Here is a 24,776-nt window from a genome sequence, read left to right as displayed (position 1 = left end):
TTTGAGCACGCGGCTTTGGATGGTAATTAATTTCACAATGTTCACTTTTTTCTTTCAAGTGTCCGTCTGTATGAGTGTATGCTGATAAATCTTTATATTCTGTCTGCGCTATTTTATGCAAATCGTATTAAAATAGTTTAATTTGTAGCACCCTTGCTGTATTTAAATATCGCATTTATGGCTCCATCTAATTTTATATACCTAGAGCAGGAGTTTCCGCTGTTGTGTAATATTGGCAAAACTGCTGAATATTACCTGTACAATGATCCAGTGGTATGCCTGATTAAGTTGAGGCAATTAGGTGAAAAGATATCCGAACACTTATTTGAAGAACACAAATTAGCATTTCCTTGGGTTAATACATTTCACAACCGTATTAAAATACTGGAAGAACAAAAAATACTATCTACTACTGTTTCGGACATATTCTTCCTGGTTAAAAAAAAAGGAAATGCTGCAGCTCATGAAGGCACAGGTACGTTTGATGAAGCCAAATCATGTTTATATGCTGCATTCCAACTCTCGAAATGGTTCTGCGAAATCTATTCATCACGTGATCAGTCCTTAGACCAGGTTAAATTTATTCTTCCGGAGGATGCCAGAGAAGACACCCAGTTAAAGCAACTTGAAATGCAGTATGCGCAGCTGGAAGCTGCGTTTAATAAATTGCTTGAAGAACGGCATGTAAATGAACTGAGTGAAGAAAAACGAGCGACGATCAGGCAAAGAGCGACAAGAGCAGCTGCAAAAATCAGCATGTCTGAAGCAGAAACGAGGGCACTAATAGATGAGCAGCTTAAAAATGCAGGCTGGCTGGTGAATACTGAAACGCTCAATTATAAAAAACATAAAACGCTTCCGCAAAGAGGTAAAAATATCGCTATTGCGGAGTGGCCTTCCGGTCCTAACTGGGTGGACTATGCTTTGTTTATTGGTTGCGAGTTATATGGATTTGTGGAGGCAAAAAAATATGGGCAGGATATCTCCACAGATCTCCGGCAAGCAAAGGTATATGCAGAATTGGTGGAAGCTGATCACGAAGCTATATTATTAGGCGCATGGGACAGGTATAAAGTACCATTTTTATTTTCAACCAATGGTCGTCCCTATCTGGAACAGATCAAGACAAAGAGTGGCATCTGGTTTCTGGATGTACGCGAAAAAACGAACAATGCTCGTCCGTTGCAGGGATGGTACTCCCCGGAAGGGCTCATTAAACTGAGGGAAAAGGACATTCAGCAGGCTAACCAGAAACTATTATCATTGAGCCTCGATTTCCTGGAAAGCAAGTCAGGCTTAGGACTTCGTGCGTATCAGCTTGATGCTATCAGAGCCGTTGAACACAGGATTGTAACAGCACCCGACAACCACAGAGCCTTAGTTGCCATGGCAACGGGTACCGGTAAAACCCGAACTATTATCGGCCTATGTTATCATTTGATACAGGCGAACAGGTTTAACCGGATATTGTTTCTCGTGGATCGCAATCTTTTAGGTACGCAAGCGATTAATGCTTTCAAGGATAATAAAGTGGTAGGCTTGAACACATTCGCAGAGATCTACGATGTGAAAGAGCTGAAAGAGAAAATGCCGGAACAGGATACTCGGCTGCATTTTTCTACCGTGCAGAGTATGGTAAAACGCCTGTTTTACAAGGAAGACGATGGAGATGTCCTTCCGGTAGATCAGTACGATTGTATTATCATTGATGAGGCACATCGGGGCTACCTGATGGATAAGGAAATGGATGACGAGGAATTAGTATTCAAAGATCAGAATGATTATGTAAGCAAATACCGTATGGTTTTGGATTATTTCGATGCTTATGCAATCGGACTAACCGCAACGCCGGCGTTACACACCACCGAAATTTTCGGCGCCCCGGTTTATTTCTATTCTTACAGAGAAGCTGTGATAGATGGTTATCTCATAGATCATGAACCGCCACACCAGATAGAAACCACGCTGAGCAAAGAAGGCATCACCTGGGAAAAGGGAGAAAAGCCCAAAGCTTATGACCAGGAAGAGAATAGCATTATTGAATTGGAAGCACTGGAGGATGAGTTGCATTTTGATGTATCGGCCTTTAACAAACTGGTACTTTCCGAGAACTTCAACAGGACAGTGGTGGCACAATTGGCAAAAGCACTGGACCCGGAAGGCGATGCAAAGACACTGGTATTTGCAGCTACCGATGAACATGCTGATACCCTGGTTCATTTATTTAAGGAAGAATATAGCAGATTGGGGATTGATGTGCCGGATAATGCGATCCAAAAGATTACCGGTAAATCCTATAACCCGCAAGAATTGTTGAACTGTTATAAAAATGAACAGTTCCCTAATATAGCCGTCACCGTTGATTTATTGACTACGGGGATCGACGTGCCGCGTATCAGTAACCTGGTGTTTATGCGCCGGGTAAAATCCCGTATTTTATATGAACAGATGTTAGGACGTGCCACGCGCAAATGCGATGATATCAATAAAGAATTTTTCCAGATTTATGATGCGGTGGGCTTATATGAAACGCTTAGCGATTATACACAAATGAAGCCTGTTTCTGTAAATGCAAAGGCGTCCTTTCAACAGTTGTCACAGGAGCTGGATGTCATACGAACGCAGGAACGGGTAAAGAAACAAATAGAACAGATCATTGCCAAACTGCAAAGGAAACGACGCTATATCGAAGATGCGGAGGATGCAGCAAGTACCTTTAAATATTATGCCGAAGGGAATGATACGGCTCAGTTCATTGATTTTCTAAAGAATCAGTTGAATAACCCCGCTATACAAAAGACGATTCAGGGTAAAACAGGACTATGGAAATTCTTAGACGAATTCAAACCTGCTCCGGCTTACGTAATGGTATCAGAGCATGCAGACGAGTATATCGAAACGACACGCGGTTATGGGAAAGGTAGCAAACCGGAAGACTATCTGGATAGTTTCACCAATTTTATCAAAAACAACCTGAACCAGGTAGCAGCACTATCCATTGTATGCAACCGACCTAAGGAATTGGATCGAAAATCATTAAAAGAGCTGCTCATGATTTTAGATGCAGCAGGGTTCAATACGGTATCTTTACGCACAGCCTGGAAACAAGCGAAAAATGAAGATATCGCTGCAGATATTATTTCCTTTATTCGCACACTTGCTATAGGCACATCGCTGGAAAGCCATGAAGACAGGATTAAACGGGCGATGAAGCAGGTAAGAAACATGAAACAATGGAATGCTGTGCAAAGTAAATGGCTGGATCGTTTTGAAAAGCAGTTGCTGAAAGAAACAATTTTACAAATAAAAGACCTGGATGATGAGCCGTTTAAAGAAGAAGGAGGCTTCCAGCGATTAGATAAAATATTCGAACACCAGTTGCAGGTGATACTGGATACCATTAATGATAACTTATATGCCCAATCGGCATAAAACACAATTTAAAAGAACAATAGCAGATTTATGAGTGCAGAAGATATTGCCCGGAAATTATGGAGCTTATGCGATGTATTACGCGACGATGGGGTGACCTATCACCAATACTTAAATGAGCTGACCTACATTCTTTTTCTTCGTTTATCCGAAGTAAAAGGATTTGAAGAACAAATTCCGGAAGAGTACCGCTGGAGCCGGTTGAAAGGCATTAAAGATAATAAAGATCTTTTTGATACTTACCGGGAGTTATTAGCCACCATTGCTGCCAAAAGTGAAAATGACACCATCAGCGAGATCTACACCAATGCGGCAACAACCTTACGCAAACCGGCTAACCTGCGTACGCTGATCACCAGTATTGATAATATTGACTGGTTCGACGATCATGAAAAAGACAAGATCGCTACCATTTACGAGGAATTGCTGGAACGCAATGCAGGCGAAAAGAAGAGCGGCGCCGGACAGTATTTTACACCCAGACCCTTAATCAATGTAATGGTTGATTTGCTGGTACCCAGAATTGGCGAACGTTGGAATGATCCGGCAGCAGGCACTTTCGGGTTTATGATCGCGGCAGACCAGTACCTGCGCGAAAAAACAGACAACTATTATGACCTGGATACCAAGGAAAGAAAATTTCAGCTTACAGAGGCATTCAGTGGTTGTGAGCTGGTACAGGATGCACATCGGCTGGCACTGATGAATGCTAAATTGCACGGACAGGACAGTAAAATTATTTTAGGAGATACCCTGAGCGAGTTGGGAAAGAGCTTTAAAAATTATGATGGCGTATTAGCTAATCCTCCTTTTGGTACCAAGATAGGTGGTGAGCGCCCTACACGTGATGACTTTACTTTCCCGACAAGCAACAAGCAACTTAATTTCCTGCAGCACATCTACCGTTCCCTGCATAAAAGAGGGGGAGCCCGGGCTGCTGTAGTGTTACCGGATAATGTATTGTTTGAAGATAATGACGGGCAGAAAATACGACGCGACCTAATGGACAAATGCAGCCTGCATACCATTCTGCGCTTGCCGACCGGCATTTTTTACGCACAGGGCGTAAAAACCAATGTACTCTTTTTTGAACGCGGCAAAACGGAAACTGGCAATACAAAACAAGTCTGGTTTTACGATATGCGAACGAATGCGCCGGCCTATGGTAAACGAACGCCATTCAAAAGGGATGCCTTTGCTGATTTTGTCTTAGCCTATACAGGCGGCATAAGCATTGATAACGTAAAGCAAGAATATAATGGCATAGTTGATTTCAATAAACGTGAGCAGGTTAAAAATGCCCGTTGGAGCTCTTATACACGCGAAGAAATTATGGCTAAAAAGGATTCGTTGGATATAGGCTTAATGAACGAAGGAGCTTTAAATGGCGAAAGTGAAATAATGGAACCGGCAGACATTGCTCGTGAAGCCTTGAGCGAAATAAAAGCCATTGAGTTGGAATTGAATAAAATTTTAGAATTACTAGGATAATGGCATCAAGAGGTGATATTAATAAAGACAATTTACAACCTAAGCTTTTTAAAGACTGGCCGACCGTTCCTTTATTTGACACTTTGGAAAAAGCGGGTTCATTTACCAAACTCAAGTCAAATGATTATTTAGAAAATGGTCTTTTTCCTGTTATAGATCAGGGAGAATCTGATGTAGCAGGATACGTTGACAATGAAAGTCTCATTTATAAAGGATCATTACCTGTCATTGTTTTTGGGGATCACACCAGAAACATTAAATACGTCGACGTAAAATTTGCTGTGGGGGCAGATGGTGTAAAAATATTGCGACCTTCTTCATTATTGGACTTCAAGTTTTTCTTTTACTATTTGAAATCGCTTAAGATTCCATCGCTGGGCTATAGTCGACATTATTCTTTACTCAAAACAGTAGAGGTGCCAATTCCTTCTTCATCTGAACAAAGGCGAATAGCCGATAAGCTTGATAATCTGTATCTCCATTTGGATTCACTTAATGAACGATTGGATAAAATCCCTTCGTTGCTAAAACAGTTTAGAGAGAATGTTCTTATGCAGGCAGTAACGGGAAAATTGACAGAGGAATGGAGAAGAAATAAGGATTTGATTCTGGATTTTAACAATGATGACGAGGAAGAAATGAGAGAGGTGAATATATCACTGCCTGATTCATGGAAATGGCTACCGTTTAGCAGTATAGCGTCTGTGGATTCAAACCTCGTAGAACCTAGTAAATTTCTAGACTACCCATTGATTGCTCCTGATAATATTCAGTCGGAAACTGGTAGATTAATTGATAAACCAACCGTGTCTGATATAATGCCGAAAAGCGCAAAACACTACTTTGAGAAAGGTAGTATCTTATATTCTAAAATTCGGCCTTATTTATCGAAAGTAATTGTAGCTGATTTCCCAGGTTTATGTAGTGCCGACATGTATCCAATATCTACAAAATTGAACACTAGATACCTTTATTATTACATGTTATCTAAAGCTTTCCTAAGTTATGCAACATCGGCCGGCGAAAGAAGTGTATTACCCAAAATCAATCAAAAGGAACTATCTATAATACCAATCTCCGTTCCCTCACTCGTAGAACAGAATGAAGTTGTACGTAGAATTGATACTCTGTTTAAGAGTATTGAAAGTTTGGAAAAACTTTATGCCAATGTCAAAACGAAAATTAACAATCTTCCTCCTAATATTTTAGCGAAGGCATTTAGTGGAGAGCTAGTAGATGCTGATCCGACAGATGAACCGGCAGCTAAACTATTAGAACGAATATTACAAGGTCAAACGCCGATAAAAGATAAACCACAGGACAACCCGCGCGTAATCCAATCAAACACAAAAAGAGTACAAAATAAACATATCCGAATGGCTGAAATTTCCTTACTAACAATAATTGAAAATACATTCCAGGACCAGGATTTCTCGTTTGAAGAATTAAATGACTCCTTACAGCAGTTATCAAAGAGTAATTATGTTCAACTAAAAAAGCAATTCTTTGAATTGCTTCGTAATGACAAATACAAAAGGAAAGCGGACAGGATCACTACCACTATTGATACGCCTTCCGGCACTATGAGATACAAACTCCAAAAACATGAAACTATTAAGGCTTAAGTTCATTAAGGGTAGATACGCTACACCTGTTGATGGTTTTGAACAAGTTTTTCATTTAAAAGAAGACTTGAACAAAACGACACCTATTTGTCTGGCCGGAGTCAATGGTTCCGGTAAGTCTAAGCTTTTAGAAGTGTTTAGTGACATCTTTTATTATCTGAATGGCTATTGCACCAGTGATAGCCAACCTGAAAAAACAAAAATTCAGTTCGAACTGGAATACGTAAAGGAAAGTCCCAAACGGATTCATGTAAAAATCAGTCAGCCCGAAGAAGAAGGATTTCCCCAATTTGAAATAATAACTGCAAAAGGCATATTAACTGTGGATGATAGGCTAGAAGCGGAAACACTATTGCCCAAGTTTGTTGTAGGTTATACTTCCGGAGACAATCAAACCATAAGTAAACGATTTGAGGAAACCTACATTGAATACTCAGATGCTGTTACCAACTTAAGTAAAAACCCGGATGGTACCATTGTTCCAGATACGAGGCTTGTATTCCTGGATTATAAAGTGAATTCCTTTGTTCTTATAGCAAATAGTATTTTCAGAAGCACCAGCCAGCTGCAGCTAATATCCGATAAGATCGCCCAGTGGGACTCTTTGGAGTCATTTAGAATAATTGTTCAATTAAAGCCCAGATATAAGAATCGTATTACTATTGGATTAACTCCTGAATTGAATAAGTACATCGGCGCTTTAAAAAAATGTGCTACCTGTTATCACTATGATGAAGAAAATGACAAGACGATTTTAGATTTTTATATCAATCCCAACAGTAGGAGGCTCTTTAAAAAATATTTTGATTCCCCCTTCCATTTATACAGCGCATTGTATAAACTAGACTTATTGAATGATATTCTGTTGCGCAGAGAGAAAAGAAATACGATAAAAGAAGCAGAGTACCCGAATCAAAAACACATTTACCCTCAGTTATCATCGGAAGACAAGGTTTTCAATGTAGAAAGTGTAAGGGTAAATTTAAAAGGAGTTAAAGAAGATATCGACTACTATGACTTAAGTGACGGAGAGCATCAGCTCATACATATCATTGGGAGTCTATTGATGATTGAAGATCCTGATGTTCTATTCTTATTGGATGAGCCGGAAACACATTTTAATCCACAATGGAGATCAAAATTTATTTCTACATTGAATATGATAGCTCATACAAAGAAGCAGGATTTTTTCATTTCTACACATTCGCCTTTCCTTTTAGGTGATTGTAGCACAGAGCATGTGCTCATTTTTAAAGGCGGGAAGGCATCAAAACCTAAAATTCAAACGTATGGTGTATCTATGGATAAGCTTCTGAAAGAAGCCTTTGGTGTAATACCACCTATGTCTGAGAAATCTCTTAGTGACATTCAAGATCTTCAAAAATCAAGAAGCTATACTAAGATAGTTGATAGGATAGACGACTTCGGTGAATCACTTGAAAAAGTTTATTTGTTTCATCGACTGAATGAATTGACGGCATCTAAGGAAATAAGGTCTAAAGCAGCAGTTTCAAAAAGGAAAAAATAATGCTTCAGAAATATTCTTTTGTCCGGACACAGGACGTACATAAATTACAAAGAGAAATATCAACTTTTATTCATCTAATACGACATGTTAAATCAACAGATGTTTTTGATCCCGATGTTTATCTAAATCCAGACTTTGCAACAAAGGTTAAGCGTAGACATAAAGGAGCACCTGTAAAGATTTTCACCTTATTAAATGACTTTTTCAATAAATACAAAGCTCTAGGAGTTAGAAAAGTTAAGGTCTTTAATGCGTTTGTGCGAATGAATGACGTTCAGAATTTATTCGATAAACGTACTGTTAGGATTACAATAGATAACATTCCACCTCAAATTCAAAAGGAAACTCTCGATTTATTTTATTTCCTGTATGAGAATACGTTAACGGATTATAACATTCACAAACATTACGAAGATTTTTACACTGCGCAGGGCAACAATTGGTGCCCATTTTGTGGAATGGAAAAATTATTACATTTCACACATCAGAAACAAGATTATGACCACTTGCTTCCTAAATCAAAATATCCTTTTGCAGCGATTAATATGAGGAATCTAGCTCCGATGGGGCACAACTGCAATAGTGTTTATAAAAAGACGAAAGATTTGATTTGGGACGATAAAAAACAAATAAAAGCTGTTAACCCTTATAATAAAAAGATTAACGTTAAGCTTGATTTTACAAATACAACACTGCCGAAGCGTGGAGATGATAAAGGAGTATGGGATATAAAGTTTCTTCCAGATTGCGATGAAGTTAAAAGATGGAAATTTGTTTATTGTATTTCAGACCGAATTGTAAAAGACTATCTTGCTGGTAAAGCTTCTGACTATCAATCTTGGCTTGATTTATATCTTGGTTTTGTACAATCAAGAACAGATCTTAAAACTTTGAAACAAGTCAGAACTTCATTTATAGATTTTGGCAGCCAATTTGACAACCACAGATATCGTGAGTGTAATTATTTAAAAGCAGACCTATTTAAATGGATTGGGAGTAATGCACCAGACATTTTCATTAAATCGTTTATGGACACAATTAATAACGTAAAAGTTAAACTGTGAATATCAGATACTATTGCGTCGGCTTTCAGTGGGACGGAGAAAGTCAGCTCGAGCGCTTTTTAAAAGAAGGAATATGGGAAAACGGCTATAACGATAAGTTTCAACATACCGTCAATGCTGTCCCGGCAGGAGCACGCCTGGCAGCAAAAACAACCTATACCCGTAAAGAAAATGGAAAAATCATTTCTGTATTAGGTGTACATGCATTAGGCACTGTAACAGAAAATAAACAAGATGGTAAAAGCCTGAAAGTTGATTGGGACAAAGCTTTCAAACGCTTTGATATCGACGGCCGGGGTGCTTATCGCTCTACCATCAGCAGTGTTAATAATATGGATAATGTCAGGCTTATTTTTAACCGGGGTGGCATTGATAGTCCGGCTACTGAATTGGCTTTATCGTTTGATCCGGAAGATCTGACTAATGAATTTCCATCAAATCTTATCCTTTACGGACCGCCCGGAACAGGAAAAACTTATCATACTATTAATAAGGCTGTGGCTATTGCCGATGGCATAAAAGAAAATCGTTTGTTTAAACGCTTTAGCAACCGAACGGAATTAAAGGACCGGTTTGACGAATTGCTAATTGAAGATTGGGATAACCCGGGAGATGGTCAGATAGCTTTTGTTACGTTTCACCAGAGTATGAGCTATGAGGACTTTGTAGAAGGCATTAAACCAATGGCAAACGGCAAAGAACAAGTTACTTATGACGTAGAACCAGGCATTTTGAAAAACATTGCCGACCTGGCATTAAGCAATTGGCTGGATTCTAAGAACGAAGCCAAGGGAGAGCTCTCATTTGAGGAAGCCTTCAGTCATTTGCGGGAAAAATGGGAAGAGAGTCCGTCTATGAAGTTCAGTATGAAAACGGAGGGGAAGGAATTTACCATTGCGGACTTTACGAAATCATCCATCCGGTTCAAAAAAGCCAATGGCAGTACGGGACATACCCTCAGTATCGGTACGCTACGAGACTACTATTATAAACGGAAGGAAGTGAGGCCGACAGGTATAGGTATTTATTATCCTGGCATACTGGAACAACTGAAGTCATTTGTAGGCAATAATACAAATGATAAAACCGTAAAAAATTATGTTCTTGTCATTGACGAGATCAACAGAGGTAATATTGCCCAGATATTCGGTGAGTTGATTACCCTGATGGAAGACGATAAACGCCTAAGCAAGAAGGAAAGTATAACCGCAATACTTCCCTACAGTAAAGAAAAATTCGCACTGCCACCCAATCTGTATATTGTCGGCACAATGAATACGGCAGATCGTAGCGTTGAGGCGTTGGACACCGCATTAAGACGTCGTTTTGTCTTTGAAGAAATGGCACCGGAATCATCGTTGTTAAAACCGGAGCAAATGCTGTGGCAATTTTGGTGGGACAATGAAAAATATTCCTGGGACGATGAGGAGTATAGAGCATTGGAAACACCATTTTACCAATTATTGGGATTTCCGGAAGACAAAAATAACGAGAAAGATAAAGAGGTCTATTGGGGGCCTATGCGTAAGGAGAATACACCATTGAAAAGCCAGATTGACGCTTTGGCTGACTTGACAAGCCAATTTTCAGGTATCAATCTTTGCTTATTGCTTGATGCTATCAATATGCGTATTGAAAAACTATTGGGACGAGATTACATGCTCGGTCATGCTTACTTTATCAATGTCCGTTCCATTGCACATTTAAAAGCTATCTTTTTCAATAAGATATTACCTCTATTGCAAGAATATTTCTATAGGGATTATGGCCGTATTGGTTTGGTCATCGGTATGTCTTTCTTGGATGAGACAACTAAGAACAGCGTAAACTTCATGAAAGTCGCGGGTTATGATGTTCAGAATCTGAATGAGGATAAGATTTATCACCTGAAAAGCATCCGGGATTTTGCTAACGATGAAACATTTATAACAGCAGCAAAAACCATCTATGAATAGTAGCCATGTTATCACTGTTTTTGAACATTCCCGACTCAATATAGGAGAGCAGGGATTTGACACTCATCATTTCGAAAGCTTGGTTAAATATAATGACTTGCATAAAGGCAAGTATTTCAACATAGGCTATAAGAAAGTCATATTCAAATCTTATGTAGGGCTAATACAGGTAGGTAATAAGACTATTGAGATACTGCCTAAAGCTGACAGAAACACTAACGATGATGAAAGAAATGTAACCAAATGGCAAAAGGCATTACTTTTTATGTTGAGCAGAGCAGGATATATCAAAATCAATGAGACCTCAAATGCGCTGCAGCACACACAAAATGCCAACCTGTTAGACATTTACTTACGTACATTCCTGCAAGAGGTAGAGCGATTGGTACATAAAGGCCTGGTGAAAAAATATAAGAAAGCACAAGCTAATTTATCTGTAGTGAAAGGGAGATTATTGATCGGAAAGCAATTACAGCATAACCTATTACATAAAGAGCGCTTATTTACAGAGTATACAAGCTACACCAAGGATAATCTTTATAACCGGATTTTGAAAAGTGCATTAGAGATCGTTGCCGATATTTCATTTAAAAGCGATATCGTACACGCTGCCAAGCGCTTGTTACTGTATTTCGAAGACGTTGAATCGTGGAGGCAAGACGCTTCTGATTTTGGAGAATTAAAGTTGGACCGCAAAACTTTTGTTTATAAGGATGCTTTAGTTCTGGCTGAGATGATTATCCTTAATTATTGCCCCGCCTTTAAAGCAGGCCAGCAACAGATACTTGCCTTATTATTTAACATGAATATTCTTTTTGAAACGTTCATATATAAAATACTTAAAGCAACAGAGGAGCAGTTTTATCAAAATGAATTATGTGTTACTGCTCAAAATAGTCGACAGTTCTGGAATAACCATACTATTAGACCTGATATTTTGATTACTTTTAAAAAAAGAAATATTGAGCAGAGATTAATTATAGATACGAAATGGAAGATAGTGAACGAAGGTTATCCGTCTATTCGCGACCTTCAACAAATGTTTACCTATAATGTTCAGTTCAATTCGATACATGCTATTTTACTATATCCTTCAACAGGGCAAAGTAATAACGGGAAAAAGGACTATAATATCTCTGAATCAAAAAATGATTTCTTGCATTCTTGTGAGATGTATTTTGCTGAATTGTTTGACTGCGAACAAGTAGATAAAAATCTTGGAAAAAAAATAATTGATTATTTATTAGATATTAACAAATAATCGTGCAAATAATAAAAATCTATTTCTCCCCTCACCATAAAAATAAATGTACATTATATTTAATAGTTGGTAGTTGATCTGACAGTTTAGGATTTTTTTTATATGATATTGTTTAAAAAGGTTATGTTGCTAAACTTAGATGTCTATCAGCCCTACTCCGACTTTAAAAAGCTAATCCCCGCAAAATCAGCAATCCTGTTTTGCCCTTCTTTTTTAAAAGTAACAGTAAAACCTCCAAAGCCTGAATTAACCCCGCTGGACATTGCCGTATGATCATCAATTACATCCAATGGAATTTCATTGGTGCTGCCCATTGTTTTTAACCGGCACATGAGCACGTGATCTTTGGAAAAGTAAAGTTCTAAACTTTTGAATTTACTGTCGCCTATGAGCATTTGGTAGCCAGACTGTTTATACAGGCCGAGCCTGTCCAGCCATAATTCGTCAGTTACAGGTTTTAATTTATAGCCCAGATTGTATTCCCTTTGTTTTATTCTTTTAATGAGAAAATGATAGCCTTTGATATTCCTGAAGAAATAACGATTGTTATTGTTTTCTGCAACCGTATCGCCTTCTTTAACGATATAGGGTATATATTCATTCCGGCCTGCCGGTTTCAGAATATAGAGTTTATCGCCATTCCTCATCTTTAAATTCTCACCATTGGAAGAAACCGAAACATAAGATCCTGATACAGCATAATTACCTTCATGCGCTTTAAGGGATTCTTTTGCAGGATTGATTGCCGGATTGGAATCATGGATCCGGTCAGCAATCGGGGCAGGGAAGAGATCTGGTATGCTAAGTCCAAACCGGGGCAACAGATCAAAACAAAATTCTTCAGCTGCACTGCCGCCTTCGGCAGTATTGGTCATTACGATCACTGCGGCTTTTTTTTCAGGGAACAACAATAATTTGGCCTGGGCAAAACCTGCACTGCCGGCGTGGTACATGGCAGTAACAGAATCATTCCTGAACATGAACCAGCCTAAACCTTTTTTGTTTGTTTCCAGGGGGATGTCAGCATTTTGAAGCGAAAACATTTTTTTAATTGTTTTTTCTTCAATGAGACCATTATTTTTTCCCTGGTATGCATCCAGCAGGCCAATGGCATACTTTGTAAAATCTTCCATGTCGGTATAAATCCCTCCGGATGCAACATCCCTTAGTTCGTATTCTTTTACTACCTCACCATAAGCATATAGTTTACTTCGATTGGATAATTTGTCCTGGGCAAACCCGCTACGGCTCATACCTAATTTCGAAAAAATGTGTTTGTGTATATACGAAGGATAATCTTCTTTGCTTATTTCTTTGATTGTATGGCCGAGTAGATTATACCCTGCATTTGAATAAAGACCAATCATTCCGGGCGGATAAAGCAGATAGGTATCATTAATAAAATCAACCACATCCGTATATTTCCCGGATTCAAGATCTGAGTTTTTCCAAATGTCAGATTGTATGCCGGAAGTATGTGTTAATACTGATTTCACCGTAACCTGATCCCGGTTAAAGCCTTTTTGCAGCTTCGGGTGAAACTGCTTTAAATACCTGTTCAGGGGCTGGCTCAAATCAATAAGCCCTTGCTCCTGAAGCTGCATAATACTGAGTGCTGTAAAGGTTTTTGTAATAGAACCAATATTCACTACTGTATTAACCGTCATTGGAATTTTCTTTTCGCGATCTGCAAAGCCAAAACCCTTTTGCCAGATAACCTTGTTTCCTATAATCAGTGCTGCAGATAGTCCCACAATTTTATCTTGCTCCATTCTGTCAGCAAAATATTTTTCAGAAGAGTCTATTAATATTGCCTGATCCTGCTTAGTAAGAATAGAAGCATTATTCTTTTGCTGCGCCATTGCTGTGTGACAGAGAATAGAAAGAACAAAAAAGAAAGTATTTTTCACAATTACTGATTATTGGTTTTAGCATTACAATGTACAAACTTTTATTCTCAATAAAAGTTAAGGCATGGTTGTACAGATGCCATTTTACATAATGATCAAACCAGACCGAAATATTCAATAACGGTTTATGCAGCGGACAATCATTACCGAAATCGATCTTCTTGTAGTTGTGTTCTGAAGAATACATCTACCAGTCTTTGCAGAGACGCCTCTTTGGCTACGGTACCGAACGTAGCGCAGGTAATCAAAATGATGCGCAGCACATTTTGATAGAGGCCAAAGCAGCGTTGACGCAAAGACGAGGCCCAGAGGCCTGAGCGACAAATGCCGGCACCCGCCTGAAAGTTGGGATTTATTAACAAGCTTAGAAATAGCAGGTACGTGCTGCGCTGAGTCCCCTCCGGGAGACGTCAGCGGCGACGAAGTGGGTATATTGCTATTGAACCTGGCCGAAATATTCAATAACTATCTATGCAGCGCAGGCAATCATTACCGAAATCGATCTTTTTATATTTGTGTTCTGAAGAATATATCTACCAGTCTTTGCAGAGACGCCTCTTTGGCTTCGGTACCGAGCGTAGCGCAGGTAATCAAAATGATGCGCAGCACATTTTGATAGAGGCCAAAGAAGCGTTGGCGCAAAGACGAGGCCCAGCGGCCTGAGCGACAAATGCCGGCACCCGCCTGAAAGTTGGGATTTATTAACAAGCTTAGAAATAGCAGGTACGTGCTGCGCTGAGTCCCCTCCGGGAGACGTCAGCGGCGACGAAGTGGGTATATTGCTATTGAACCTGGCCGAAATATTCAATAACTATCTATGCAGCGCAGGCAATCATTACCGAAATCGATCTTTTTATATTTGTGTTCTGAAGAATATATCTACCAGTCTTTGCAGAGACGCCTCTTTGGCTTCGGTACCGAGCGTAGCGCGGGTAATCAAAATGATGCGCAGCACATTTTGATAGAGGCCAAAGCAGCGTTGGCGCAAAGACGAGGCCCAGCGGCCTGAGCGACAAATGCCGGCACCCGCCTGAATGTTGGAATTTATTAACAAGTTTAGAAATAGCAGGTACGTGCTGCGCTGAGTCCCCTCCGGGAGACGTCAGCTGCGACGAGAATGCCGGCACCCGCCTGAAAGTTGGAATTTATTAACAAGCTTAGAAATAGCAAGTACGTGCTGCGCTGAGTCCCCTCCGGGAGACGTCAGCGGCGACGAGAATGCCGGCACCCGCCTGAAAGTTGGAATTTATTAACAAGCTTTAGAAATAGCAGGTACATGCTGCGCTGAGTTCCCTCCGGGAGACATCAGTGGCGACGAGAATGCCGGCACCCGCCTGAAAGTTGGAATTTATTAACAAGCTCTAGAAATAGCAGGTACGTGCTGCGCTGTGTCCCCTCCGGGAGACATCAGTGCCGGCGATAATTTTATTGAAGCGTAGCGGGCAGGCACTTGCTAAAATTTCAGGATATAATGAGTGAGATCAGCGACCAACCAGGCAGCACGTTGCGCGCATTATTTCCTTCCCCTCACCATAAAATAAACACACATCACAAAAGTCAGTATATACACAACCGCGAGTGCTGGCTTTTCGAACCGGTATGTTTCAAAATTAAATTCCCTGTAAATGGCCGATCCTATAACGATCGCTATAATTAAGAATGGAAGTGAAAGTCCTTTTTTATTGCTCATGGCGCTGATTTAATGGATAAAGCAGGCAGCGATAATGACCTGCCTGCGTATAAAACTAATGCATCCTGTGCGTCACATCAACGGTTACCATTTTTTTTCTTTTCCAGGATCTCTTCCAGCGCTTTTTTCCCGCCTTTATTATCCGGATTCAGCTCAATCGAACGTTTGTACATTTCCGCGGCTTTATCCGCCTGACCGGCTTTCAGCAACGCTTCTCCATAACTATCGTAGGCATTCCAGCTCGCCGGGAAAAATTCTGTATTTAATTGAAAGGTTTCCAGTGCCTGCGCATACAATTGCCTTTCAGGCATGTGATAGGGATTTGAAGTGCCGAGAAAATCATAACCGAGCTGGTTCATTTCGCTTTCCGATAGCTGATAGCGTACCGTATCCCGCATCAATTCTTTCAGCAAAGTTCTGGCTGCATCGGCGCCGTTCTTTTGCAGGGCGATCCCGTATTCCCGGGCAATACTGTATTTCGGCAATGGAATCGATTCACCGTTCAGTATTTTCATGGCAAGGTCTCCGGTTTCGTGTGCATTAAAATGACAATTGTCGAAGAGGATCACCGTCTGGTGTTTGTCGATGTTGCGGATAAGTACTGAACTTAAACCGGTAGCCGCTCCGCTATGGTACACTGCTTTCCCATGCGAACTGTCTGCTTCGATCTCCCAGCCCAGGCCGAATAACTGGGGCTGGGGTTTACCGTCATTCAGCCTTACCACATCAAAACTCTGTTTCAATGTTTGCGGCTTCAACAACCTGTTTTCATACAACGCCTGGTCGTAACGCAGCAGATCGTCAACGGTACTGATGTATTCACCAAACCCTACCACTGCAAATGTGCGCCAATAGTCTCTCACATAGGGTATGGTATTGGAACGTACCGGCGCTTCATCGAATAAGCCACGGTACAGATGCGGAAATGCATAATGGCGCAGCGTATCTGTATTGAACTGGTCGCTCAGCGGCATAAAACGCGTATGAGTCATACCTGCAGGCTTAAGAATATGCTCCTGGATATAGGCCGGATAAGATTTGCCGGATAGTTTTTCAATGATCAGCGCAAGTACGAGATAATTCACATTGTCGTAATTCCCGCTGCTGCCCGGCTCATAAATCAGTGCAGGCTTTTCCTGCATGACAGCTGGCAGGAAATCGGTATTCGTAAAGATCCGCTTCGGATCCTTGGCGAGGGCCGATTTGAAAAAAGCATTGTATGGGGGCAGGCCAGATGTATGCGACAATAATTGCCTGATGGTAACAGCATAAGGAAAACCTGAAAGGTGCCTGCTTACAGGATCGTTTACGGTCAGCTTGCCCTTCTCCGCAAGCTGCAACACGGCAGTAGCCGTTATGGTTTTGGAAATGGATGCGATGGGGAAACTGATGTCTGCCCGGTTAGGCTGGTGTGTTACAAAATCCGCATAACCGTATGAACCCCGGAAGACGACTTTTCCGTTCTCTGCCACAAGCACATTGCCGCTGAACTGCCGGGTTTCGGCCATTTTTTTAAAGAATGCGTCGAGTTTTGGGTGTTCCTGTGCCTTAAGGATAGTGGCACTATTGAAAAAGAATACCAATCCGGGCAGACATTTTAAAACGGACATATTCATGTATATTTTTTCCGAATATAATTACTGATCTGATAGAAGGTATGTTAAAATAAGATCTATTGTCTTCCAACTACCCGCCCGTAAAAAAGCTGGCCATAGAAATAGATCATGGCAGGGTCTACAGTAAAAGAAATATGATTTTATGATTAACTTTCTTTCAATTCTGTAGTCATATCCCGGAGTTTTTTAATTATGTGCCATGAAAAAAATGAAAATTGTATTACTTGCCCTATGCTTGCTGACATTGCCGGCCCTGATCTTTGCACAGCATAAAATGGTGCAGGAACTGGAAAGCCGCAAAACCGGTCTGCCCAACGGCTGGACACTCACGCCCGCCGGTTCCCAATTGCAGCTCGGCGATCTTCCGCTGAACCTCGTGATCAGTCACGATAAAAAAATGGCTGCTGTTACGAATAACGGACAAAGCACGCAGACGATCGAACTGATCGATGTCGCCCGGCAAAAGAAGACCGACAGCATCGTTATCGCAAAATCCTGGTACGGACTCGCTTTTTCCTCAAAAGATGACCTGCTGTATGTCTCCGGTGGGCATGATAACATGATCAAAATATACAGCGTAGCCAAAGGAAAATTATCGCTCAAAGATTCTATTGTATTGGGAAAAGCCTGGCCGAATAAAATAGGTATCGCCGGATTGGATGTGGATGATAAAGTTCGTAAGGAATTATATGTTGTTACCAGGGAAGACAAGCAACTGTATGTGATAGACCTCGAAAATAAAACTGTAAGATCGAAAACGGCTCTTGGGGCGGAAGGTTATACCTGTAAGTTATCTCCCGATCTCAAACAATTATATATCAGCGTATGGGGTGCAAAGAAACTGCTGGTATGGAATACAGCTGCACAGAAAATAGTTAAGGAAATTCCTGTGGGCAGCCATCCCAACGAAATCACTTACAGCAAAAATGGCAAATGGTTATATGTTGCCAATGCCGATGATAACTCAGTTTCCATTATCAGCACCGCGGAAGAAAAAGTAGTGGAAACACTGAATGCTGCTTTATACCCCAATGCCCCGAGCGGTTCTACCAGTAATGGTGTTGCACTTTCTGAAGACGGGAAAACATTGTATATCGCCAACGCCGATAACAACTGCCTCGCTGTTTTTGATGTGAGCAATCCTGGTAAATCATTTTCCAAAGGTTTTATTCCCGTAGGCTGGTATCCGACCAATGTGAAACTCGTCAACAAAAAGATACTGGTAACAAACGGTAAAGGACTTTCATCCCGGGCAAATCCTTACGGACCGAATCCTACAGATAAAAAAGAGAAAGTGGATCATCACCTGGGCGATGAGAATAAGCCTAAGGAGATCCAGTACATCGCAGGTCTTTTTAAAGGAACGCTGAGTTTTATCGATCAGCCGGCAGCTGATGTACTGTCGGTCTATTCGCAGGCGGTTTACCGGAATACGCCCTATTCAAAAGACAAGGAACTGAATGCGGAAGGGGAGGCCGGAAACCCGGTTCCGATGAAAGTGGGCGATCCGTCCCCGATCAAATATGTGTTTTATGTGATCAAGGAAAACCGCACTTACGACCAGGTGCTGGGAGATATTGGGCAGGGAAACGGTGATCCGAAGCTTTGCCTGTTCGGCGAAAAGATCACTCCTAACCAGCATAAGATCGTAAAGGATTTTGTGCTGCTGGATAATTTTTATGTGGATGCGGAAGTGAGTGCAGATGGCCATAACTGGAGCATGGGCGCTTATGCTACCGATTATCTCGAAAAAACCTGGCCATCCAGCTATGGTGGCCGGGGCGGATCTTATGGCGGTGAGGGCGAAAGAGAGATCGCCAATAATAAAGATGGTTTTATCTGGGATAACGCAAAACGTCATAACGTAACGTACAGATCTTACGGTGAGTTTGCAGATAATGGTAAGGCGAAAGTGAAATCACTGGAAGGGCATGTAGCGAAGAACTATTCCGGCTATGACCTGGGCATTGCCGATACCACGCGTTTCAGGCAATGGAAGACAGATTTTGATGAACTGCTTAAGCAGGGGAAAGTACCGCAGCTGACAACACTCCGTTTCGGGAACGATCATACGGAAGGAATGCGTGCCGGCAAAAAAACACCGTATGCACATGTGGCCGATAATGATCTGGCTGTAGGTATGTTCATAGATTATATCAGCAAAAGCCCGATCTGGAAAGAATGCGCGGTCTTTATTCTCGAAGATGATGCCCAGAATGGTCCGGATCATATCGATGCGCACCGCAGCACCGCTTATGTGATCAGTCCTTTTGTGAAAAGAAAACAGGTTGACCATACAATGTATTCTACTTCCGGTGTACTCAGGACCATTGAATTGATCCTGGGCATGAAACCCATGACCCAGTTCGATGCGGCAGCAACACCGATGTGGAGATTGTTTACTAATAAGCCTGATTATACTGCGTTCACTTATTTGCCCGCTAATGTTGATCTCAACGAACGAAACCCTGAAACCGGCAAGCTCGCAGTATTGAGCAGCAAGTTCGACTGGTCTAAGGAAGATGCGGTGCCGGATCTGATCTTCAACGAAATTCTCTGGCAGGGCCTGAAAGGCGAAAGTGCCCCCACGCCCACACGTGCGGCATTTCTGAAAGTGAGTGCGAAAAAAGATAAGGACGACAATTAAAATGTGAGTGGCGGGTAACCCGTAATTGAAAAATATTGGATTTTAAAGCGGGATGAAAGTAACAGCAGGGCTTTCAGCCCGCTTTTTTATAAGCATTTCTGACAGGTTCCTGCAACAGCCCTAATTGATCACAAATCCTGCCTTACTGAAGGCTACAACATTTATTTTTTCACCGGATTTATTTATTTTTCTGATAGCGTCAGCGGCTTCTGCCGGGATGTCTTTGTAAAGATACCCGTTGCTGTCATAAATGATTACCCAGCCTCCGCCCGGCGTGAATACAATATGGTTAATGGGTTTCTTTTGTTTATTGCATGCTTCGATCTTATCCGCAAGTTCCTGGTCTATCGCATCGTAATCATACCCGTAGTCCTGGTTAATGATCACCCAGCCTCCATCGGGGGCAATGGCAACAACATCAATGGTTAATTTATTGGCATTACATTTTTCAATTGCCCTGGCCGCACCCGGAGGAATATTACGGTATGCATAACCATTATTATCGCTGATAACCACCCAGCCGTTGGTACCATAGGTGGTTACAATACTCAGTTTAAGATTCTTATGATTGGATTCCTCTATTTCTTTCAGTAAGTCTTCCGGGATATCGTTAGCACTGTAACCATTGCGGCCGTAGGTATAGCAATAGGTATTGCCGGAACCGATGATGACGTTTGTTAAACCTTTGTTGTTGGCGAGGGCCTGTTTTAATTCTTTCCCTAGTTCTGCAGGTATATTCTTTGAATAAAGAAGCGCCTGGCTGCGGTTGGCGTCATTCACCGTATTGCCCTTGTTGATTTCAGGGTAAAGAAGCGAAGCTTTCCGGATGCGGGTAGAATTTTGCGCAATAACGGATTGGGTAAAAAGAATCAGGGCCATTGCAATAATACAGCGCGGCGTCATAATCCTAGTTTTTTACCTTATTATAATCGAAATCTATATCATATACCACATCCACATTGCCGTAATCATTTTTGAATTTTATGAAATTCAGCCTGGATTCGTTCAATGTACTTTCGGCAGTAGCGCAGCTGGCAGTAAAATCACGGATCTGCGCGTAATTCATACCCGTATGAATTCCATTGCCGGGTGCCTTACTATAGCTGCGTATTTTACATTCTACCCAGAAATTGATCCGGCTTTCATCGTACGGTATTTTTAATCCCGGATTGTCTTTGAGGATGTCTTTTATATGCTTTCTGAATGCTGTCAGGATCCGCGCATTCATGTTCCCCAGTGTTGGATTTTCTGCGGCCCTGAAACATTGTGATACGAATACGGTTCCCGTGCTTTTGTCTTCGGCCACGCAAAACAACCATACTATGTTATTCCTTCGCCCGTATTTTGCCTGGATCTCGGCCAGTGTCGGAAAGCCGGTTGTATTGTTAAGGCCTTTGTTGTAATAAAAGAAATACCTGAGATTGCGGAGGTCGATATTGCAGATCGATGTATGCACTGCAGGGTTCATGGCACCGCCCTCGGTCGGATAAGCTTCAGCCCAGGTTCCATCTGCTTTTTCATAGAATAAAACATAGCTGTACCATCCGTCATTAAACATCTTCTCAGGCATCTTGAAATAATAGCAGTTATCGTACCAGTAGCTGATATCCGCCGGGCAATTACTCTGGTCGTAATACCGGGCCTGTGCATGGCCATTCACATATTGGAATGACAGCAGGATAAGGATAAAACAGTATTTCATTGCATGCTGTAATGGTAAGTTCCGTAGACAAAATAATAAAAAAATCATGCAATTTTATATGGTACCGTTGCAAAAGGGCTTTTATGCGTGCATATAGAACACCTCTATCTCAAAACAATGACAATCTATCACCGCTTTATATCAAACCGGTTGGTAAAGACGATTTCCAGGTACCGCCGGGCATGTTATATAGCCGTTGATTTTACTTGATGCCTCGTTTACTGTAAGCTTTTCAGTTAAATGTTTATTTTGGCACCATGAAAACCAAAGCTGTCATTATTATTTCGCTGGCGGGCGTCCTGTTATCGGCAGGTATATTCTTCTTCATTAAAGGTTCAGGTACTGATGAATTATCTGAAAAGAAAGAAATTATTGCTTTCCTGACAGCATTCGACCGTCAGCTTAAACAGGATCAGCCTGATTCCCTGGTGAACAGTTTTGATCATTCGCAGAATATGAAGTCAGTTAAACGCCTGCTTGGCTTGCTTGCAGGAAAGCAGGCGTTTAACAGTGACGATAAACCGCTGGCTGCGATCAGCCTGGCTGTTGAAGAATCGGATATCCGGTTTGGTACGGATAAAATGATCACCGCAGGGATACCTGCTTCATTCAGCCAGGGCGATATGGAGAAAAAACAATCCAGGTTAATATTCAAAATCCGGAAGGTAACTGCGCACCAATATAAAATCATACAGGTTGACGCACGCCAGTTCCTTGGAGATTTCATTGCTTATGAAAACCTGATCAGAACAAGAGGACTGACCGACGCAGACATTTACAGTCCTGTAACGCTTGCAGCATTTAAAGTAGCGGATGATCTGAAAAAACAATACGATAGCATAATATGGCTCTCGCACATCAAAAATGAGACCTGGTATTATGTTGCCAATGGTAAATGGGATATCAGTGAAGTGCAGGGAGATTCGGCAGGCTTATATAAAATGGGACTTGTTGGCCCGGACCTGAAATTGCGGATCCCCGCTGAATATTCACTTGTCCATACGATCGGCGCTACTTTTGAAAACCTGGTTGAAGTGGAGAAAGGGAATAAAAAAGGGTTTTATGATCTGAATGGTAAAATAATTGTTCCGGTTGAATACGAGCATATTTTCCCTGTTACTGCAACGGAAGGTATTGCAGTATTAAACACCGGCAACGACTTTTACTGGCTGAAGAACGATTATACTATTTCTGATAAAGCAGACCTGAAGATCGGCGATATACTCGAAAAGCTGAAACAGGATAAGTCGTTCACATTAACACAGCCTACTGCAGATCATATTACGGAATTCAATTCACGTTATGAACATGGCAGTCTGTATATACCGTCTTCTTACCTGGCAGATCTCAATTTTGTATCACCGGTAAAGACTTTCGAGAACCCCTTAAGGCGGAATGTGGCCTGGGAGGGTGTGAGTACAAACTATATTGTAAAAACCGACGATGCTGCAGAAACTTCTTCGGGCAATGACTGGCTCAAAACGACATTTTATTCTATCCGTGATTATTTTCTTGGCGGGCGGAGTGAATTTTACGATAAAAAGAACCTCGTGATCGTAGACAAGAAAAACAACAGGTTCCTTGCGGTTGATGTGTATTCCGAATATGATGAGGATCCATCGGCACAACTTTGCCAGGTTCCGATCAAATTCAGGGCCCTGACGGATTCCCTGTATGAAGTACGTTCGGTGGGCCGGCTGGAAGTTGACCTGTATGATAGCACGAAATATGTTTACGGTGGCACCAGTTATTACTATTTCACCATCAGGAACAATAAACTCGTTCCACTGGAAACCAACCGGCGGTTCGCATTTACCAAATACGTTAAAATGGACGAGTCTTACCTCAGCGGCTGTTATGAAATGTATACAACGAAAAGAGAGAAAAGCGAAAAAAATAAACTGAGTACGCTGAATACTGAATTACTGGAGTGGATCAAAAATGATATCTATGCCGACTATGCGTACAAATTCACGAACAAACGCTGGGCAGCTATCATGGAGGGAGGAAGCGCATATTATCAGAAAGGCGGCGACTACAACAATAAACACTATTCCCAAAACACGGAGGATTCGCTTACGGCCATCGATAAATACAATATCGATTTTATTAACCAGAAGCTCGGCAGCAGCAAAACGAAGAAATGAACCCGGTAACCAGGATATTATGGTATGTGGGCTTTTTCTGGTCATTGGTGTTAAGCGTGGGTACATTCCTGCAGTATTATGATTTTAAGCATCACAGTGATTTTTTGGAGATCAAGCAGCAGGCCGTGGCAACCGGCTGGTACCTGCCGGCTTTTTACTGTCATATAATCGGCAGCAGCATTATCCTGATCACCGGCTTCTTTCAGTTCTCTGAGAAAGTACGGAATCGTATCGCTTTACACAGGTTGCTGGGTAAGATCTATGTATCCGGTATTTTGTTTTTCGCAGCTCCCGGAGCTTATATAATGACCATATTTATTAACCGCGGTCCCTGGGTAATGTCATCTTTTCTTGCACAGAATACACTATGGATCATCTTTACACTTTATGGCTGGATCTGTATTGTAAAAGGCAACGTGGCCGATCATGTTAAAATGATGCGCCGGAGTTATGCACTGGCTTTTGCGGCGGTAACGCTGCGTTTATATATCTGGCTGCTCACTGTATTCGGCAATGGCGTACACTTTGAGAATAACTATATCATTATCGCTTTTCTAAGCTGGGTTCCTAACCTGTTGCTGGTGGAGTGGATCAACAGGAAAAAGGAACGGTCAACTGAAATCCCTGCCTGATACTCTCTTTGGTAAAATGATACGCCCATCAGGTTACCCGATATGTTTGTGAATCTGTGTAAGATCTTTTTCTTAT

14 protein-coding genes are annotated in these 24,776 nt (G+C 41.4%); 10 read left to right on the top strand and 4 right to left on the bottom strand.

What is annotated here, in order from left to right; all coding sequences use genetic code 11:
- The first annotated feature begins 177 nt into the window (after positions 1-177).
- From hsdR to B5D42_RS13095, 7 genes are read left to right on the top strand one after another with little or no spacing between them, the layout of a single operon-like run.
- A complete protein-coding gene (hsdR, locus tag B5D42_RS13125; protein ID WP_078831980.1) occupies positions 178-3,432 on the top strand; it encodes a type I restriction-modification system endonuclease in 3,255 nt (1,084 codons plus the stop codon).
- 30 nt (positions 3,433-3,462) lie between these two features.
- The gene (locus B5D42_RS13120; RefSeq protein WP_078831979.1) at positions 3,463-4,923 is read left to right on the top strand and encodes a type I restriction-modification system subunit M; all 1,461 of its coding nucleotides are present in this window, start codon (positions 3,463-3,465) and stop codon (positions 4,921-4,923) included.
- A complete protein-coding gene (locus tag B5D42_RS13115) occupies positions 4,923-6,548 on the top strand; it encodes a restriction endonuclease subunit S (protein WP_078831978.1) in 1,626 nt (541 codons plus the stop codon). The genes B5D42_RS13120 and B5D42_RS13115 overlap by 1 nt, the downstream gene beginning before the upstream one ends.
- Complete coding sequence (locus B5D42_RS13110; RefSeq protein WP_078831977.1) at positions 6,529-8,076, top strand: restriction system-associated AAA family ATPase; 1,548 nt, start codon at positions 6,529-6,531, stop codon at positions 8,074-8,076. Before B5D42_RS13115 ends, B5D42_RS13110 begins: the two co-directional genes overlap by 20 nt.
- Positions 8,076-9,140 (top strand): hypothetical protein, encoded by a 1,065-nt coding sequence (locus B5D42_RS13105; protein ID WP_078831976.1) that lies wholly within the window; start codon positions 8,076-8,078, stop codon positions 9,138-9,140. Before B5D42_RS13110 ends, B5D42_RS13105 begins: the two co-directional genes overlap by 1 nt.
- Positions 9,137-11,095, top strand: a complete 1,959-nt coding sequence (locus tag B5D42_RS17920; protein ID WP_078831975.1) for an AAA family ATPase — start codon at positions 9,137-9,139, stop codon at positions 11,093-11,095. The genes B5D42_RS13105 and B5D42_RS17920 overlap by 4 nt, the downstream gene beginning before the upstream one ends.
- Positions 11,088-12,356, top strand: coding sequence for an McrC family protein (locus tag B5D42_RS13095; protein WP_078831974.1), 1,269 nt, complete (start codon positions 11,088-11,090; stop codon positions 12,354-12,356). Before B5D42_RS17920 ends, B5D42_RS13095 begins: the two co-directional genes overlap by 8 nt.
- Positions 12,357-12,508: 152 nt before the next feature.
- Here B5D42_RS13095 and B5D42_RS13090 read toward each other — a convergent pair whose 3' ends face one another.
- A complete protein-coding gene (locus B5D42_RS13090) occupies positions 12,509-14,266 on the bottom strand; it encodes a serine hydrolase domain-containing protein (protein ID WP_139367156.1) in 1,758 nt (585 codons plus the stop codon).
- A 1,767-nt stretch (positions 14,267-16,033) separates the two neighbouring features.
- Positions 16,034-17,566: a serine hydrolase gene (locus B5D42_RS13085; RefSeq protein ID WP_176113011.1), complete on the bottom strand. Its 1,533-nt coding sequence runs from the start codon at positions 17,564-17,566 to the stop codon at positions 16,034-16,036.
- A gap of 205 nt (positions 17,567-17,771) precedes the next feature.
- Here B5D42_RS13085 and B5D42_RS13080 point away from each other — a divergent pair, with 205 nt between their 5' ends.
- Positions 17,772-20,219 carry a bifunctional YncE family protein/alkaline phosphatase family protein gene (locus B5D42_RS13080; protein ID WP_078831971.1) on the top strand — a complete coding sequence of 816 codons (2,448 nt, stop codon included), beginning with the start codon at positions 17,772-17,774 and terminating at the stop codon, positions 20,217-20,219.
- A 120-nt stretch (positions 20,220-20,339) separates the two neighbouring features.
- On the opposite strand, the gene B5D42_RS13075 is transcribed toward B5D42_RS13080, so the two are convergent.
- Positions 20,340-21,122: a hypothetical protein gene (locus B5D42_RS13075; protein ID WP_139367155.1), complete on the bottom strand. Its 783-nt coding sequence runs from the start codon at positions 21,120-21,122 to the stop codon at positions 20,340-20,342.
- Positions 21,123-21,126: 4 nt separating this feature from the next.
- A complete protein-coding gene (locus tag B5D42_RS13070) occupies positions 21,127-21,921 on the bottom strand; it encodes a hypothetical protein (protein ID WP_078831969.1) in 795 nt (264 codons plus the stop codon).
- A 257-nt stretch (positions 21,922-22,178) separates the two neighbouring features.
- On the opposite strand from B5D42_RS13070, the gene B5D42_RS13065 reads away from it, so the two are divergent.
- Both B5D42_RS13065 and B5D42_RS13060 read left to right on the top strand, forming a co-directional pair.
- Entirely contained in the window at positions 22,179-24,068 is a 1,890-nt protein-coding gene (locus B5D42_RS13065) for a YARHG domain-containing protein (protein ID WP_078831968.1), read from the top strand.
- Positions 24,065-24,700, top strand: coding sequence for a DUF2306 domain-containing protein (locus B5D42_RS13060; protein ID WP_078831967.1), 636 nt, complete (start codon positions 24,065-24,067; stop codon positions 24,698-24,700). Before B5D42_RS13065 ends, B5D42_RS13060 begins: the two co-directional genes overlap by 4 nt.
- Positions 24,701-24,776 lie beyond the last annotated feature (76 nt).

The sequence above is a fragment of the Sediminibacterium ginsengisoli genome, assembly GCF_900167075.1.
GTDB lineage: Bacteria > Bacteroidota > Bacteroidia > Chitinophagales > Chitinophagaceae > Sediminibacterium > Sediminibacterium ginsengisoli.
Note: the sequence above shows the minus strand (reverse complement) of the source record. Positions and strands in the feature narration are given on the sequence as shown.